Genomic DNA, 15,683 nt, shown 5'->3' with positions numbered 1-15,683 from the left:
AGGTGGGGGCATGAGCGAGCGCAGCGAGCGAATCAGCCAGCTCCGGAAAACTCATGCCACCGCCGAACGCAGTGAGGTGGGGGCATGAGCGAGCGCAGCGAGCGAATCAGCCAGCTCCGGAAAACTCATGCCACCGCCGAACGCAGTGAGGTGGGGGCATGAGCGAGCGAATCAGGTTGGAGCCGGAGCGGAAGGTGCTGCGGCTGGCCCGGCCCTACCTGAGCCGGCTGATCGGGGCAGGGCTGCTCGCCGCCAGCACCGAACTGGCCGGACTCGCCCTGATGGCGACCGCGACCTGGCTGCTGATCACCGCCGCCGGTCGACCCGAGCTGGACGTACTCACCGTGGCGATCGTCGCCGTCCGGGCCCTGGCCATCAGCCGGGGCGTACTGCGCTACACCGAGCGGCTCGCCGGGCACGACGCCACCCTGCGGATCATCACCGACGTACGCGCCCGGGTCTTCGCCACCCTCGCCGCCCGCCGTACGGGGGTGCCGCAGCGCACCGGTGACACGCTCAGTCGGCTGGTCTCCGACGTGGAGGCGGTCCAGGACCTGTTGCTGCGGGTTCTGGTGCCGGGTGCGGCAGCCGCCGTCGTGGGCGTGCTCGCCATCGCCGGTACGGCCATCGTCTCCCCTGCCGCCGCGCTGGCGCTCGCCGCCGGGCTACTGGTCGCCGGTCTCGTCCTACCGGCGGCGGCAACCGCGCTGACCCGGCGTACGGCCGACCGGGTCGCTCCGCTGCGCGGCGCGCTCGCCACCGACGCTGTCGACCTGACCCACGGCGCGGCCGACCTGGCCGCCTTCGGCGCCACCCGGACAGCGCTGGCGCAGGCCGACGCCCGGGCCCGCGAACTGGCCCGGCTGGAGCGGCGCTTGACTTCGGCTGGTTGGGCGGTGGACGGGGCCGGGGTGCTGCTCGCCGGGGCCACCAGTGCGGCGGTCATCAGCGCGGCCCTGGCCGCCGGCGTCGACGGTGTGCTCGTCGGGGTGCTGGGCGTCGCCACGCTCACCGCTGTGGAGGCCACGCTGGCCCTGGTCGGCTCCGCCCGGCAGTGGGCCCAACTCCGGGCCGGCCTGCGCCGGGTCGCCAGCCTGCTCCCCGCCGAGCCCGGATCCGATCTGCTCCCCACCGAGCCGGTGGCTGACCTGCTTCCCGCCGAGCCGGGCGGTCCGGAGCAACCGGTGCCCACTGTCAGCTCGGTCGACTGCCACCTCGACGAGGTCACTGTCCAGTATCGGGAGGGTGCGCCTCCTGCCCTCGACCGGGTGACCCTCGACCTGCCGGCGGGCCGGCGGCTGGCCATCGTCGGGCCGAGCGGCGCGGGCAAGAGCACCCTGCTGGGCGTACTCATCGGCACGGTGGTGCCGGACGGCGGTCGGGTCACCCTGGACGGCACCGAACTGTCCGCGTACCCGGCGGACCGGTTGCATCGGGCCGTCAGCGGGCTGCTCGCCGAGGCGCACGTCTTCCACGCGTCGGTACGGGAGAACCTGCTGCTCGGCCACGCCGACGCCACCGAGGATGAGCTGACCGACGCCGCCGCAGCCGCCGGCCTACTGGACTGGGTACGACAGCAGCCAGCCGGTTGGGACACCATCGTGGGCGAGGAGGGTGGCCAGCTCTCCGGCGGCCAGCGGCAACGACTCGCCCTGGCCCGGGCCCTGCTCGCCGCCCCGGCCGTGCTGGTGCTGGACGAACCGACCGAGGGGCTGGATCCGGCGGCGGCCGACCAGGTGCTCGCCTCGGCCACCGCCGCCACCCGGCCCGAGCAGTCGGTGGTTCTGGTCACCCATCGACTCACCGGTCTGGACCGGTACGACGAGGTGGTCGTACTGGATGCCGGACGAATCGTGCAGCGGGGTCGGCACGACGAGCTGATCGGCACCCCGGGCTGGTACCGGGACCAGTGGTTGCTCCAGGAGGCCGCTGAGCGGGGATATCTGGCGCTCACTCCCTGAGCCCCGCTGAAGGTCGATCTCCCTGGTCCCCGCTGAAGGTCGATCTCCCTGGTCCCCGCTGAAGGTCGACCTCCCTGAGCCCCGATCAGGGGCGGCTCCGGGCTGAACTCAGGGTCGACACCGGGTAGTTCCGGAGATCCAGTGGACGGTTCGGCGTGGCAGTCTGATGCGCATGTCCGGTTCCACGGCCGCTCCGGTGATCGACGCGTACGTCCAGCGCCTGGACCGTGCCCTACACGGCCCGGTACGGCTCAAGCGTGACCTGTTGACCGAGGCGCGGCACAGCCTGCTCGATGCGGCCGAGGGTTATCGGGTCGACGGCCTGCCGGAGACAGAAGCCGAGCGGCTGGCGGTGGCCGAGTTCGGTGCCGTACCGGCCCTGGCGGCCGAGTACCAGGCAGAGTTGAGCGCGACCATGGTGCGTACCCTGGCTCTTCGGATCTTCGCGGTGTGGCTGCTGCTCGCGTCCTCGGCAGACCTGATGTGGCAGGGCGCCCCCTGGTCGGATCCCCGGCCCACCACCGGCTATCTGCTGTTCTCCACCGCGCTGAACTGGGTGTGGGTCGCCGCCGGACTACTGTCGATCGCCAGTTACCTGTGGCTGACCTGGTCGGCCCGGCAGGGACGTCCTGCCCCGATACGGCTGATCCGGGCGCTGGGTCGCATCCTGGCTGGGGCGCTCGGGGTGGGTTGTCTCCTCGGCGCAACGGTGTACGCGTGGTCTCTCAACCTTTGGGACAGCGCCATCAGCTGGCCGCCGATGCTTGTCGGTGGGACTGTGATGTTCGCCGCCTACGCCTGGCTGGCCGCCACGGCCCGCCCCTGTCTGGCCGCTACCCGCTGACCTACGCGGGGGTCGCGGGCGGCGGGGTGGTGGCACCGAGGAACCGGCCCACCGTGGAGCTGAATTCCTGCCAGCTGCTCCGCTCGCTGCTGAGGGCACGATGACCGGCATCGGTGAGCTGATAGGTGCGCCGTTCCCGCCCGTTGACCGTGCTCCAGCTGCTCTCCACATAGCCGGCTCGTTCCAGCCGTCGCAGGGCGGGATAGATGGTGCCGGTGGGCAGGGCGAGGGTGCCGCCACTGCGTTCCTTGAGCGCTTCGATGATCGCGTAGCCGTGCTGGGCACCGCCTTCCAGCACCGCGAGCAGGAGTGCGTCGAGGTGACCATGCAGCGCCTGTGCCTTCATAAGTAGAGAGGCTACTAATAGTTGACCAGATCTCCAACGGGGTGCGGGCATCGGACTCTCCGGGTAGCCGACTAGGGTATGTGCGCAGAGTCACCCATGCGGCGGCACCCTCCCGGGTCCAGGCCGCGAACCTGATTGCACACGGAGGTCAGCGTGGCCCGCCAGTCGTCCCAGCGACCCGATGCCGACGAGCCCGAGACGAAGCTCGACGAGACCACCGGACCGGCCGACCCCGACGAGACCGACGACATCGACACCGCAGAGGCAGTCGAGGTCGATCGATCGCTGTGGGACCAGGTTCGCATCGATCCGGTGGAGATCGCCCTGCCGGCCGGTGCCGGTTTCACCCTCCGGGCCTACCGGCTCTCCAACGAGCTGACCCCGACCGACACCAGCGACCGCGACCAGGACGATCCGTTCCTGGCCCGGGCCGCCGTGCTGGAGGACGACGAGGAGGTGGTGATCCTCGACGAGGAGTTCGCCGCCGCGCTGGAGGAAGAGGCGGAGGAGGCCCGTACGGCTCGACGCCGCCGCCGCACCGACAAGGACGAGACCGACAGCGACGAGACCGACCGGGACGAGACCGAGGCGGAGCTCGACGAGGACGAGGCCGAAGCCGAGGAGGAGGCCGAAGCCGAACCCGAACCCGAGGAAGTTCCGGTATTCCTCAGTCACCGCGGCAAACTGCTGATCTTCAAGAGCGCCGAAGGGCTGGTCAGCTTCGTACGGTCCGGGGCACCGAACGATCTGGCCCAATTGGACACCTGGGACGAGCTGGTCGAACGCCTGGAACCGGCGCACATCGCCCCGCTGGACGAGGACTCCTACGAACTCGACCTCGTGGTGGAGAACCTGCGCGGCGGCCATGACGTCTGGGACCCCACGTTGATCATCGAGGCCGGCGAGGTGGCTCGCGATCTTGCGTACGGGCTACGATTGCCGTCCGTTCTGGACATGCTCTCGTCTGGTTCCAGCCTGGACGACCTGGATGAGGCGCTGCGATCGACGGCCAACGGCGGTCTCGGCGGCTTCTTCGGCCGTCGCCGGTTGAAGAAGATCGGAGCGCAGACGGCGAGTCTGGGGTGGCGCACGATCATCGGCAAGATCTCTGCTGCCGTGGACTGGCGCGACTGACCCTCACCAGGGAGCATCAGTCAGGAAACACACGACCTGGGTCCCGGGGAGGAGGACGACGCTGTGGCGCTCGTGCGGGTGTACTGCGGTTTGGCCTCGGCGGATTCGGCCGCCCGACCGGCTTCGGCTGCGTCGACGCTGACGTCCGCTGTGGTCGACGACGCAGGCCGGCTGCTGCATGTCTGCGAGATCAGTGACGATCCGGCCGGCTACGCCCGGCTGGGTGCGTTACTCGTCGAGCGTTCGGGCGGCCCGAGCGGCGCGGCGATCGCCGCCGACAGCGACGACCACCTGGTCACCTCGCTACTGAGCGCGGGTGGACGGCCGCTGGCCATCGCCGACGACGACTCGGTCGACGACTTCGCCGAGCGGTTCGCCGACGACGAGTCGTTGGAGGAGATGCAGGCTCCCCCGGTCCAGCGGCGCGCCGTGGGGCTGGCCCGAGCACTCCAGGCCGGGGCGCTTTCCGCAGCGGCCCTGCCGGCCCCCCGTGACCTGGCCGGCTACAAGCCCGTACTGGCGGCCCACGCCGCGCTGGCCAGCGGCCGGCACGCCGCAGCCGTCGCCCTACGCGAGGTGCTCCGCGAGCTTTATCCCGCTGCCCTGCGCGCCTATCCCGACCCGGCCGAGACGGTGCCACTCGCCGTACTGGACGCGCTGCCCGAGCCTGGGATGCTGACCGGTGCCGGTCCGCGGGGCCGGGACACGACCGTGGCCGCCGATGCGATCGCCGCACATCTCACCGCCGATGGTGTCGCCGACCCCGATGCCATCACCGAGGCGGTCACCGCGCTGCGGATCGCCATCGCCGAAACTTCCCAGCGGAGCATGCCGAACAAGGCACTCGCCTCCGCCGTCGCCGAGACCGTACGGCAGGCTGTCGCGGCGGTTCGCGCCTGCGACGCGGGCTGCGACGCGCTCGTGGCGAGCCTGGCCGCCCGGGTAACCACGCCACCAGCGGCCTCCCTGTCCCGGGTATCCGCGCCACCGGCGGCCCCGCTACCCCGGGGGCGGCGGGCCGCCATCTCCGACGATCCGGCGGAGCAGTCGGCCCCACCATCACCCGTCGCCATGTCGTCCGGCATAGACGCGCCCACCAGTCAGCTGCCGAAGCGGGAGGCGCGGCCCACCGGCGGACGCCGTAGCCGACCGGACCACCTGGACGACACCCGGCTACCGGTCGCTCCACAGCCGATCACGCCTCCGCCGGTGGCACCCGTGCCGCTCACTCCACCGCCGACGGCTCCGCCGCCGGTCACGCCACTCGCCCCGGCTGCGGCCCTGCCCATACCCGGCCAGCCGATCTCCGGGCCGCCGTTGACGCGTATGCCGGAGGATGGCCCCATCCCGGCAGCCGCCCAGGCCGACCAGCCGGCGAACCGGCCTGTCTCCGCTCCGCCACCGCCGCCGCCAGGCATGATGCCGATGCCGGCCGCGCCCCGAAGCAAGAGTTCCCCGGCCGAGGCGGGCGAGCCGTTCCGAGCCACCCTCACCACGGCCGCGATCAACAGCGCTCGGGCCGAACAACGTCAGCGCTTGACCCCGATCCCACCCCGGCCGCCCCGCAGTCAGCCTCAGTCCCCGCAGGACGGCTTCAGCTCGAAGTCCTCAACGGACGGCTTCAGCCCGACTGACCTCACCCTGCCGGTACCGGCTGCCCGGCCGGAGCCAGAGCCAGAACCGGCGCCGCCCGGGTCCCGGGCGAACTGGCCCCTGGTCGATCCCACTGACAAGCAGGACGACGCCCCCGGATCGGCCGCGCCGTATTCGTCCGGCGACCGGGCCCCGGGCAACCTGGACGCACCGACCGATCCGGGGACCGGCGAGATCCGGATCAAGCCCCCGTGGCTCGCCGACGACCTGCCGCAGGAACCTCCGGCACTACGGCTCGTCGAACCGCCGGTCGAACGGGCACCGCTACCGCAGCGAGCCCCCCGGGAGGACCGCTCGCACACGCCGGCCCCGCCGATGATGGACGAGCCGCCGTTGCGGGCTGTCGAACCGCAAAACACCAGCCGAAACCCGGACCATCCGGTCCGCACGGAGCCGACGGTACGAGAGCACAGCGCTCCCCCGGTCACCGACGAGGGAGATGGCGACCTGCTGATCTTCGCGGCGGTCAGCTCGGCCTGGTTTACCGATCAGCCGGAGGAGTCCGAGGCGGCTTGGTCCGACATGGACGACAGCGGCTGGCGAGCGGCCGAGCAGGCAGCACATCCGGCGGTCGGGGCCGAGACCCGCGCCGGTCTGCCCAAGCGGGTGCCGCAGGCCAACCTGGTGCCCGGTTCACCGCTGCGCGAGGAACGTCCGCTGCGAATCGTCCGGGATGCGGCGGCCATCGCCGAAAGCACCACCGGCTACTTCCAGGGCTGGCGCAGGGGCCAGGAGATCGGCGGCTTCGCGGTCGGTGGCCGCCCCGGCCGGGAGTCGGCCGCCGGCTGGGACTTCAGCCGCGACCATGGCGACCGGGACGAAAGCCAGGAGTACGAATACCGCTCGGCGGGCTACCGCTCCTGAGGCAAGAGCGAAGCGGCTCGTAGGGATCGGTCACCCCCGGCACCTACGAGCGCGCGGTACCACCTGGCATTGGGCCCGAGTCCCGATGCCCCCTCCCGCTTCCGTCGTCCGGCCCGCCGGCGTCGCCGGTACGGTTCTCGGCGACAAGCATGATGCGGCGCAGCAGGTCGGACAGGACCTTGCGCTGGGTGGCGTCGAGCACGCCGAGGAGGCGGTATTCCTCGTTCCCCAGGACGTCCATCGCGCCCAACCAGGTGGACCGACCGGCTTTGGTGACCTCGATGTCGACGCGGCGGCGGTCGACGGTTGACGGTGTCCGGCGAATGAAGCCTCGACGCTCCAGGGCATCAAGGCGGGCGGTGACCGAAGGGGCCGGCATGCCGAGGTCGTCCGCGAGTTCCGATGGTGCGGCCCGGCCGTGCCGCCCCATCAACGCGTGCAGGGTGTCGAACTCGTGCCGTTGCAGGTCGTAGTCGACAAGGGACTTCTCGCGCACCTGGCGCAGATACTTGGACAGCATCTTCACCCGCGTCACCGCGCCCTCGACATCGGGATCGATGTCCGGCAGGACCGGCAACCAGCGTTCGACGTGTCCGTCGGTCCAGTCGCGAGGCTCCTCCACGCCGCGAGTCTACGTTGACAGCTAATTATTCGTTGTCAAACAATTCGTTGTCGAAGTAAATTTCGGGGCATGACGCATCCGCTCCGGCTCCGGGCGTTCCGGCTACTCTTCCTCGGCCGTACGCTGTCCTCCCTCGGCGACGCCGTAATCCCCGCTGCGTTGGCGCTCGCCGTGCTGCGGGCAACCGGCTCGACCTCGGCGCTAGCCCTCGTCCTCGCCTGTGCAACCGTGCCCAAGCTGCTACTCCTACCGCTGGGCGGGGTAGTGGCCGACCGATTCGACGCCCGCCGGATCGCCCTCGTCACCGACCTCGTACGCTGCGCGGCTCAACTCCTGGTGGGCGTGGAACTCCTCAGCGGTGATCCGGCGCTGATGCCCATCGCCGTCGCTTCCGCAGTCACCGGCTGCGCCTCGGCCTTCGCCATGCCGACCAGATCGCCCCTGGTCGCCGGACTGGTGGCCGGTCCCGGGCGACAGCAGGCCAACTCGGCGTTGGCGGCCGCGTCCAGCGGCACCCAACTGGCCGGGCCGGCGCTGGCCGGTGCACTGATCTGGGCAGCTGGCCCCGGCTGGGCCTTCGTTCTCGACGCCGCGTCGTTCGCTGCCAGCGCCGCCCTACTGTCACTCATCCGGATAGGGCGTACGCCGATCGAACGCCGGTCACTCCGGGCCGACCTGCTCGAAGGCTGGGCCGAGGTCCGGTCCCGGGACTGGTACTGGACGAGTCTGCTCGCGCACGCCGCCTGGAACGGTGTCGCGGCAGTACTGCTCACCCTCGGCCCCGCCGTCGCGATCAACAAACTTGGTGGCGAGCAGATGTGGGTACTGATCCTGCAGGCCGGCGCGATCGGGCTGTTGGGCGGCTCGCTGCTGGCCGGACGGGCCCGTCCCAAGCGTCCCGTCCTCGTCGCCAACCTCGGCCTGGCGACCTACGCTCTCCCGCTGGCCCTGCTCGCAGCGGGTGCCCCGGCGCCGGCCGTCATCACCGCCTACGGCATCGCAATGGCGGCGCTCGGCTTCCTCAATCCGGTGTGGCACACGGTGGTCCAGCGGGAGATTCCCCCACACGTGCTCGCCCGAGTCACCTCGTACGACTGGCTGGTCTCCCTCGCCGCCACGCCAGTCGGCTACGCCCTCGCTCCGTTGGCGGCCTCGGCCTGGTCGACAGAGGTACCGCTGATCGTGGCGGCCGTCGTCGTCGCCGCTGCCTGTCTGGGGACAGCGGCCGTCCCGGGGGTTCGTCGGCTCACCAGACCGGTCGAGGACCGGGCACCGGCTCAGGCCACCATCGACGATGGCGAGCCGGTCGAGGACGCACGCGTACCCCGTTGACCGGATGAGCTTCCTCGGCGACAGCCGAACCGCCCGACGGGGTAGCCCCGTCGGGCGGTCAGTGATCGATCGTCAGGCCGGCGCGACGGCACGCGACCGTCGCATGGTGAGCACGTACTCCACCAGCGAAATCAGCACGTGCTTGGTCGACTCCCGGTTCCGCGCATCACACGCGACGACCGGAATCTCGCTGGAGATGGCGAGCGCGTCCCGCACATCCTGCGGGTCGTGGTACTGCATCCCGTCGAAGCAGTTGATCGCCACGAGATACGGCAACCGTCGGTGCTCGAAGAAGTCGATCGCCGCGAAGCAGTCGGCCAGCCGACGGGTGTCGACCAGAACGACGGCACCGATCGCCCCACGAACCAGCTCGTCCCACATGAACCAGAACCGGGTCTGGCCAGGTGTGCCGAACAGGTAGAGGATCAGATCACGGTCGATCGATATCCGGCCGAAGTCCATGGCCACCGTGGTGGTCGATTTACCCGGCACCTGTCTCGTGTCGTCAACGTCCGCCCCGGCCGACGTCATGATCGCCTCGGTAGTCAACGGCGTAATCTCCGAAACCGAGCCGACCAGCGTCGTCTTGCCAACGCCGAACCCACCGGCGATGACGATCTTCGCCGATGTGACGCGCCCGACCGTCGGACGCTGCGACATGTCAGAGCCTGCGAAGTCCACTCAGCACCCTCTCCAGCAGTTCAGTGCCCACCGCGTCGTTCGAGTCTTCCAGGGATGTCGGTTCGTACACCGCGACCAGGCCGTCGGTGGCCATGTCGGCGATGATGACCCGGGCCACTCCGAGCGGCAGTTGCATCCGCGCAGCGATTTCGGCGAGCGACTGTAACCGTCCGTCACACAGCGCGGCGATGTATTGGTGCTCCCGGCCCTGCCCGCCATGACCGTTCCCGGCGCTACGTCCCCGGGCCGTGGTCTCGACGAGCGCTTCCAGGGCGATGTCGAGCCGGGGGCGGGTACGACCTCGGGTGACCGCGTACGGCCGGACCAAGGCACCAGTTGGCTCATCGTGGTCGACCATCGCGGCTCACCTCCTTCGTACCTGCCACACAGCTCAATCCGTCGAAACCCGTCTTCTTCGTTGTCGTCCGTTGACCATCGGTCGACGAACCGAGTGCAGTCAGCCGAGCATCCCCATCGCGGCACGCGGTGCCGGGGTCAGCGCGTCACCCACTCGGTCGACGAGCAACGCCATCTCATATCCAACCTGACCCACGTCCGAATTGCGAGCCGCGAGCACGGCAAACGAAGACCCGTCCGAGATGGACATGAGGAACAGGAAACCATTGTCCATCTCGACCACAGTCTGCAACACCGCCCCACCCTCGAAACAGCGCGCCGCGCCCTGGGTGAGGCTGACCAAGCCGGACGCGATCGCGGCGAGCTGGTCTGCCCGGTCGCGTGGAAGGTCTCGTGACGACGCGAGGAGCAGTCCGTCCGCGGATACCGCGATCGCGTGAGCGACCCCGGGCACACGGTCAGCGAAGTTGGCAAGCAACCAACCAAGATCCTGCGTAGATGTCATCCTTCATGCTCCTTCTGCCTACTCCGGACCGTGAAGCCGGAGCCAGACTGCGAGGACTGCCCGCCCGGAGTTGCCTCCGGGTTGGTCGAATGGTCATCCGTGGGGCGGGTACGACCACGCTGTACCCCTCGGTGGTAGGCCGCCAGCAGGCCGCGTACCGCTTCGGGACTGCGCCGCTGCACGGAGGCCGCTGGCTTTTCCACCCCGCCGGGCACCAGTTGCGCCATCGGCACCCGCTTGGGTAGCCCCGTTTGGGTGGTCTCGGTGACTGAAACGTCGGTCGCCGCAGTGGCCGCGCGCCAGCCGTCGTCGGCCGCCGTCTGCCATCCGCCGCTCGGCGTATCGCCCCATCGAGGTACGGAGGCATCGCCACGACCTCCTGGGGTTCCCTGGTGGATCACCGTCGCCTCCGAACCGCGGCGTTGCCCCGTGGATGTCGGGGTGTCTGCCGTCGCCGCATTGCCTGTCGCCCCTGTCGAGGTGTCCTGCCCCCCGCTTCGGGTGGCGTCAGCCATGGCGAACCGCGTGGTCGGCGTGGTGGCCGCCCGCACGGCGGCGAAACCTGGTGGCGTGCTGCCCCCCGGTTCCTCCGGTGCCGGTCGCCGGGTCCGGAACCAGGCTGATTCCAACTCCCGGAAGATCGGCAACTCCATGGTCTCATCGACATACCGAGGCTCGTTCGCCGGGACGGCCGGTTGGCCCGAAACCGGGGTTTCCGTGGGGTTACGCGGCACCCTGGGCATTTCGGCGGTCAAGTCGAGCGCGGCGGCCAACCGTTCCGGTACGACCGGCGCAGCCGCGTCCCGCTCCGACGCCGCTGCCGGGACCACCTCGGGTTCGGGCACCGCCACCGGGGGCCACGCGGGTGGCGCCCCGACGTACGCAGTGCCTGACGGAGCGGCCGACCACGGTGGACCGGAGGTCACCGGCGGGGCAGAGGTAACCGGCGGACTAGAGACGACCGGCGGAGCAGAGACCACCGGCGGCCCGGGGATCGGAGCGGACGTCGGTTCGGTCCGGAAGGCTCCGGCCGGCTGAGCCTCTGGGCTGACCGGGATCTGGCGCGGGATGGTGCCGGTCGCATCGCCGTCGGCGCTGGCCCGACGCTGGGGCAGCGGTTCGTTCTCGCGGCCGGCGGCCGGCTTCGGAACGAAGGCCGCAGCCCCCTCGCGGCTCAGCTTGACGCCGGTCAGGTCGGACCAGGCGGGCATCGGTCGCGTCGGCGCGGGCCGCTCGGTCGACGTCGGCCCGGCCGGCGAGGTGCGCTCGAACGGACGGGAGTCAGAGCCCGCTGGGGTTCCCTGCCACTGGTCTGGTGCCCCCGGTACGGGACCGCGCTCCCCCGCCTGCGGTGCCGCCCCGAACTGTCCGCTCTCCAATGCCAGCGGGGCGGGACTGGCTGCCGGTTGGGTCTCCGGCAGGGCCGGGAACGCACCCGGGTGCTGCACTCGGCCGGAGAGCGCCCGGGGCACGAGCACAGAGGTAGGAAGTGTGACATCAGCCACAGTTCCTCGGTCGGTCCCCGGTCGCAGTTCGACATGGACACCATGCCGATCGGCCAGCCGGGCGACCACGACCAGACCCATCATCCGGGAGACTGCGACGTCCACCATCGGTGGAGTGGCCAGCCGCTCGTTGAGTTCCGCGAGCTGATCGGCCGACATACCGATGCCTCGGTCCTCGACGTAGAGCGAGGCACGGTCACCGACCCGGCGGGCCTCGACCATCACGTGCGAGTCCGGTGGGGAGAAGGCGGTGGCGTTGTCGAAGAGTTCGGCGACGAGGTGAACCAGGTCGTTGACGGCGTGCGCCGCCACCTCGATGTCCCGGTCGACCATCCCGAACTCGATCCGGGTGTAGTGCTCGACCTCGGATTGGGCGGCTCGCAGCACGTCGATCAGCGCGGCCGGCTGACGCTGCACGCGGGTCGAGTCGGCACCAGCGAGCACCAGGAGGTTCTCGTCGTTACGGCGCATCCGGGTGGCCAGGTGGTCGAGTTGGAACAGCTCGGCCAGCCGGTCCGGATCCTCCTCACCGCGTTCGAGCCGGTCGAGGTGGCCGATCAACCGGTCTACCAGGATCTGCGATCGGCGGGCCAGGTTGACGAACATCGTCGACACGGAGGAGCGCAGCGCGGCCTGCTCGGCCGCGGTCCGTACCGCCTCCAGGTGGACCGCGTTGAAGGCTTCGGTGACCTGGCCGAACTCGTCCTTGCCACGGACCGGCAACGGCTCGGCGATCTGGTTGGCCAACTGGACCGGGGAGAGCTGCGCCGACAGCTGCGGATCACGCAGCCGGGCGACCGCGTGCGGCAGGCCGTGCTCGGCGATCGACAAAGCGCCGTGCTTGAGTTCACGCAGCGAGCGGGCCATGGAGCGGGCAAGCATCAGCGCCAGCACGATCCCCAGGATCAGCATGCCGATCAACACGCCGGTCTCGATGAGGACCTGCCGCTGTACGTCGCTGCGCACCTGGCTGGCTTCGGCGACCAGATCCGCGTCGAGCTTCGCCTCCACCGTCCGGATCAGCTTGGCGTTGCGCACCATCGCCGCGTCCCACTCGTCGGCGCTGAACGGGGCGAACTTCATCGTCTCGGTGGGTTTGCTGCGTACCCAGCCGCTGTAGGTCTCGGCCTCCCGTTGGTCGGAGCCGGACACGGTCTGGTCGTACAGCTGGGTTTCTACGCCGCTAGCCACCGACTTGAAGTTCTGCAACGCCTGTTGCTGGCCCTGTTCGGTACCGATGAACTCGGTCCGTAGCGAAGGGCTCAACGCACCGTGGATGATCGCGCGGTGTACGACGACGCGCCGCATCGACAGGAATTCCTTCGACCGCGCGATGGCGGCCGCGGACCGCATCCGGTCACCCAGCGCCGGGTTGGCGGCGAGCTGTGCCGCCGAGTCACGCATGTCGAGCAGGTCGACGATCAGGGTCTCGTACGCCTGCACGGCGTCGACGAGCAGCACCTTGGCGTTGGTGATCTGGCTACGGGTGGCTGGCAGGTCACCGAGGCCCTGATCGATCCGGTTGAGCAGCTCGTTGAAGTTGGCCGGAAGTTCGTCCAGCTCGCCCCGACGCTGCGAGTAGGGCACCTTGGCCCGGTCGACGTCGGGGTGCAGCTTGTCGAACGCGGTACGGTACCGCTGTTTCGCCTGCGGTTCGGTGGCGCCCAGCAACAGCACTGCGGCGGCACGTTCGTCCTGCAGTTGGTTGACCAGGTCGCCCGAGGCCTGGGACAGGTGCGCCAAGGTGCCAGCACGGTCGGCGTCGCTGTAGGTCTGATAGTGGTCCATCAGGCCGTTGATGCCGACCACCGCCGTCGCGATGGTCGGTACGATCATGATGAGAGCGAGTTTCGACCAGATCGGCATGTCGCGGGGTCGACCGAACGGCCGACGGAGACTTACGAAGAAGCGTTTTGTCGTCTTCGGCCGTTTGCTCACGTCACCGCCTTCCCGTTTCGGCGCCTTTTGTATTGTTTGGGCACCGCTGCGCTACCGATCCAGGTGGATCGGACCTCCGAGATTCCATCACGCCGTAGGGCAAAGAGAAAGCCCAGGTTGCACCTCACCTGGGGCACAGTGGGATGCTGGGGCGGTTTGAACGCAATTCCTGAGCCCGGAGTCACCTAACGTGATGGAACGCCCCCTCGGAGTCGTCCTCCTCGCCGGCCCTTCCGGGTCCGGAAAGTCCTACATAGCCCGCCGCACCGGGCTTCCTGTGCTGCCTCTCGATGATTTCTACAAGGAGGGTGACGACCCCACGCTGCCGCGTTCGGGCAGCGAGGTGGACTGGGACTCGCCACAGGCCTGGGATGCGGTGGCGGCGGTGGAGACGATTGCCCGACTTCTCCGGGATGGTCGGGCCGAAGTACCGATTTACGCGATTGGCGCCGATCGCCGGGTGGGCAGCCGGACGCTTGAGCTAAATGGATCGCCGATTTTTATCGCTGAAGGGATATTTGCCGCGGAAATCGTCGCCGAATGTCACCGACTCGGCCTATTGGCCGACGCGTACGCCCTCCGTCGGCCGCGCGGGACCACCTTCCTACGGCGACTGTTCCGCGATCTGGCCGAGCGGCGCAAGGCCCCGAGCCTGCTGATCCGCCGGGGGCTCACCCTGCTCCGCACGGAGCCCGCGGTGTTGCGCCGGCAGACCGGGCTGGGCTGCCGACCCGCCGGCGGCAACGAGGTCGTCCGGCGGGTCGCCGACCTGGTAACCACCACCCACGTCACCGTGCCGTAGCGGCACGCAGGGCGATAGCGGCTCAGGGCAGCAACAGCAGCTCAGGGCCGCAGCGGCTCAGGGCAGCAGCTTGGCGTACCCCGGCTTGATCACCTCGTTGATGATCGCCAGACGCTCATCGAACGGGATGAAGGCGCTCTTCATCGCGTTGATGGTGAACCACTGCAACTCGGCCCAGCCGTAGCCGAACGCCTCGACCAACAGCGCCATCTCCCGGGACATCGAGGTGCCGCTCATCAGCCGGTTGTCGGTGTTTACGGTGACCCGGAACCGCAGGTCGCGGAGGAGCCCGATCGGGTGCTCGGCGATCGAGGGGGCGGCACCGGTCTGCACGTTGGACGACGGGCACAGCTCCAACGGAATCCGCTTGTCCCGGACGTACGCGGAGAGCCGGCCGAGGACCGGCCGGTCACCCGGGGTAATGTCGTCGACGATCCGTACGCCGTGGCCGAGGCGGTCGGCACCACACCACTGGATCGCCTGCCAGATCGACGGCACCCCGAACGCCTCGCCAGCGTGGATCGTGAAGTGGAAGTTCTCCCGCTGGAGGTATTCGAAGGCGTCCAGGTGCCGGGTGGGCGGGAAGCCCGCCTCGGCTCCGGCGATGTCGAAGCCCACCACGCCCCGGTCCCGGTGCCGTACGGCGAGTTCGGCGATCTCCTGCGAGCGGGCGGCGTGCCGCATGGCGGTGAGTAGGGTGCCGATCCGTATGATCCGCCCGGCCTCGGCGGCCTGAGCGGTCCCCTCGGCGAACCCGGCCTGCACCGCGTCCACCACCTCGTCCAGGGTCAACCCCTGCTCCAGGTGCTGCTCAGGGGCGAACCGCACCTCGGCGTAGACCACACCGTCGGTGGCGAGGTCCAGGGCGCACTCCCGAGCCACCCGGCGCAACCCGTCCACGGTCTGCATCACCGCGACGGTGTGCGCGAACGTCTCCAGATAGCGCTCCAGAGAGCCCGAGTTCGCCGCGTCGACGAACCACCGACCGAGTTCCGCCGGATCGGTGCTGGGCAGCGGATGGCCGATCGCCTCGGCCAACTCGATGATCGTGGCCGGGCGTAGCCCACCGTCGAGGTGGTCGTGCAGTAGCGCCTTCGGGGCCTGGACAATTTCTTCGTAACTGATTCCGACCATCCTCC

At 69.7% G+C, this 15,683-nt stretch carries 13 protein-coding genes; 6 read left to right on the top strand and 7 right to left on the bottom strand.

Features of this window, described 5'->3' with window-relative positions; translation table 11 throughout:
• The first annotated feature begins 158 nt into the window (after positions 1–158).
• Together cydC and ACWDV4_RS03435 are read left to right on the top strand one after the other, a co-directional pair.
• Positions 159–1,961, top strand: a complete 1,803-nt coding sequence (gene cydC, locus ACWDV4_RS03440) for a thiol reductant ABC exporter subunit CydC (RefSeq protein ID WP_449974522.1) — start codon at positions 159–161, stop codon at positions 1,959–1,961.
• 172 nt (positions 1,962–2,133) lie between these two features.
• Positions 2,134–2,805, top strand: a complete 672-nt coding sequence (locus tag ACWDV4_RS03435) for a permease prefix domain 1-containing protein (protein ID WP_449974520.1) — start codon at positions 2,134–2,136, stop codon at positions 2,803–2,805.
• A 1-nt stretch (position 2,806) separates the two neighbouring features.
• Here the strand turns inward: ACWDV4_RS03435 and ACWDV4_RS03430 are convergent, their stop codons facing one another.
• Positions 2,807–3,151 carry a PadR family transcriptional regulator gene (locus tag ACWDV4_RS03430; RefSeq protein ID WP_449974518.1) on the bottom strand — a complete coding sequence of 115 codons (345 nt, stop codon included), beginning with the start codon at positions 3,149–3,151 and terminating at the stop codon, positions 2,807–2,809.
• 135 nt (positions 3,152–3,286) lie between these two features.
• Here ACWDV4_RS03430 and ACWDV4_RS03425 point away from each other — a divergent pair, with 135 nt between their 5' ends.
• Both ACWDV4_RS03425 and ACWDV4_RS03420 read left to right on the top strand, forming a co-directional pair.
• Complete coding sequence (locus tag ACWDV4_RS03425) at positions 3,287–4,285, top strand: DNA primase (RefSeq protein ID WP_449974516.1); 999 nt, start codon at positions 3,287–3,289, stop codon at positions 4,283–4,285.
• Between the two features lie 36 nt (positions 4,286–4,321).
• Positions 4,322–6,802: a transposase gene (locus tag ACWDV4_RS03420; RefSeq protein ID WP_449974681.1), complete on the top strand. Its 2,481-nt coding sequence runs from the start codon at positions 4,322–4,324 to the stop codon at positions 6,800–6,802.
• 43 nt (positions 6,803–6,845) lie between these two features.
• Here the strand turns inward: ACWDV4_RS03420 and ACWDV4_RS03415 are convergent, their stop codons facing one another.
• Positions 6,846–7,424, bottom strand: a complete 579-nt coding sequence (locus ACWDV4_RS03415) for a MarR family winged helix-turn-helix transcriptional regulator (protein ID WP_449974514.1) — start codon at positions 7,422–7,424, stop codon at positions 6,846–6,848.
• Positions 7,425–7,493: 69 nt separating this feature from the next.
• Between ACWDV4_RS03415 and ACWDV4_RS03410 the strand changes: the two genes are divergently transcribed.
• Positions 7,494–8,756, top strand: coding sequence for an MFS transporter (locus ACWDV4_RS03410; protein WP_449974512.1), 1,263 nt, complete (start codon positions 7,494–7,496; stop codon positions 8,754–8,756).
• A 72-nt stretch (positions 8,757–8,828) separates the two neighbouring features.
• Here the strand turns inward: ACWDV4_RS03410 and ACWDV4_RS03405 are convergent, their stop codons facing one another.
• The 4 genes from ACWDV4_RS03405 to ACWDV4_RS03390 all read right to left on the bottom strand — a co-directional run bounded on the left by ACWDV4_RS03405 (position 8,829) and on the right by ACWDV4_RS03390 (position 13,742).
• Positions 8,829–9,416, bottom strand: a complete 588-nt coding sequence (locus tag ACWDV4_RS03405) for a GTP-binding protein (RefSeq protein WP_184535757.1) — start codon at positions 9,414–9,416, stop codon at positions 8,829–8,831.
• Between the two features lies 1 nt (position 9,417).
• Positions 9,418–9,795, bottom strand: coding sequence for a DUF742 domain-containing protein (locus ACWDV4_RS03400; protein WP_449974509.1), 378 nt, complete (start codon positions 9,793–9,795; stop codon positions 9,418–9,420).
• A gap of 99 nt (positions 9,796–9,894) precedes the next feature.
• A complete protein-coding gene (locus ACWDV4_RS03395; RefSeq protein ID WP_449974507.1) occupies positions 9,895–10,299 on the bottom strand; it encodes a roadblock/LC7 domain-containing protein in 405 nt (134 codons plus the stop codon).
• Positions 10,296–13,742: a nitrate- and nitrite sensing domain-containing protein gene (locus ACWDV4_RS03390; protein WP_449974505.1), complete on the bottom strand. Its 3,447-nt coding sequence runs from the start codon at positions 13,740–13,742 to the stop codon at positions 10,296–10,298. The genes ACWDV4_RS03395 and ACWDV4_RS03390 overlap by 4 nt, the downstream gene beginning before the upstream one ends.
• 193 nt (positions 13,743–13,935) lie before the next feature.
• Between ACWDV4_RS03390 and ACWDV4_RS03385 the strand changes: the two genes are divergently transcribed.
• Complete coding sequence (locus ACWDV4_RS03385) at positions 13,936–14,544, top strand: uridine kinase family protein (protein ID WP_449974503.1); 609 nt, start codon at positions 13,936–13,938, stop codon at positions 14,542–14,544.
• Positions 14,545–14,601: 57 nt separating this feature from the next.
• Here the strand turns inward: ACWDV4_RS03385 and ACWDV4_RS03380 are convergent, their stop codons facing one another.
• Positions 14,602–15,678: an adenosine deaminase gene (locus ACWDV4_RS03380; RefSeq protein ID WP_449974501.1), complete on the bottom strand. Its 1,077-nt coding sequence runs from the start codon at positions 15,676–15,678 to the stop codon at positions 14,602–14,604.
• Positions 15,679–15,683: the final 5 nt, after the last annotated feature.

Source organism: Micromonospora sp. NPDC003197, assembly GCF_053590565.1.
This window is presented reverse-complemented; position numbering and strand designations above follow the sequence as displayed.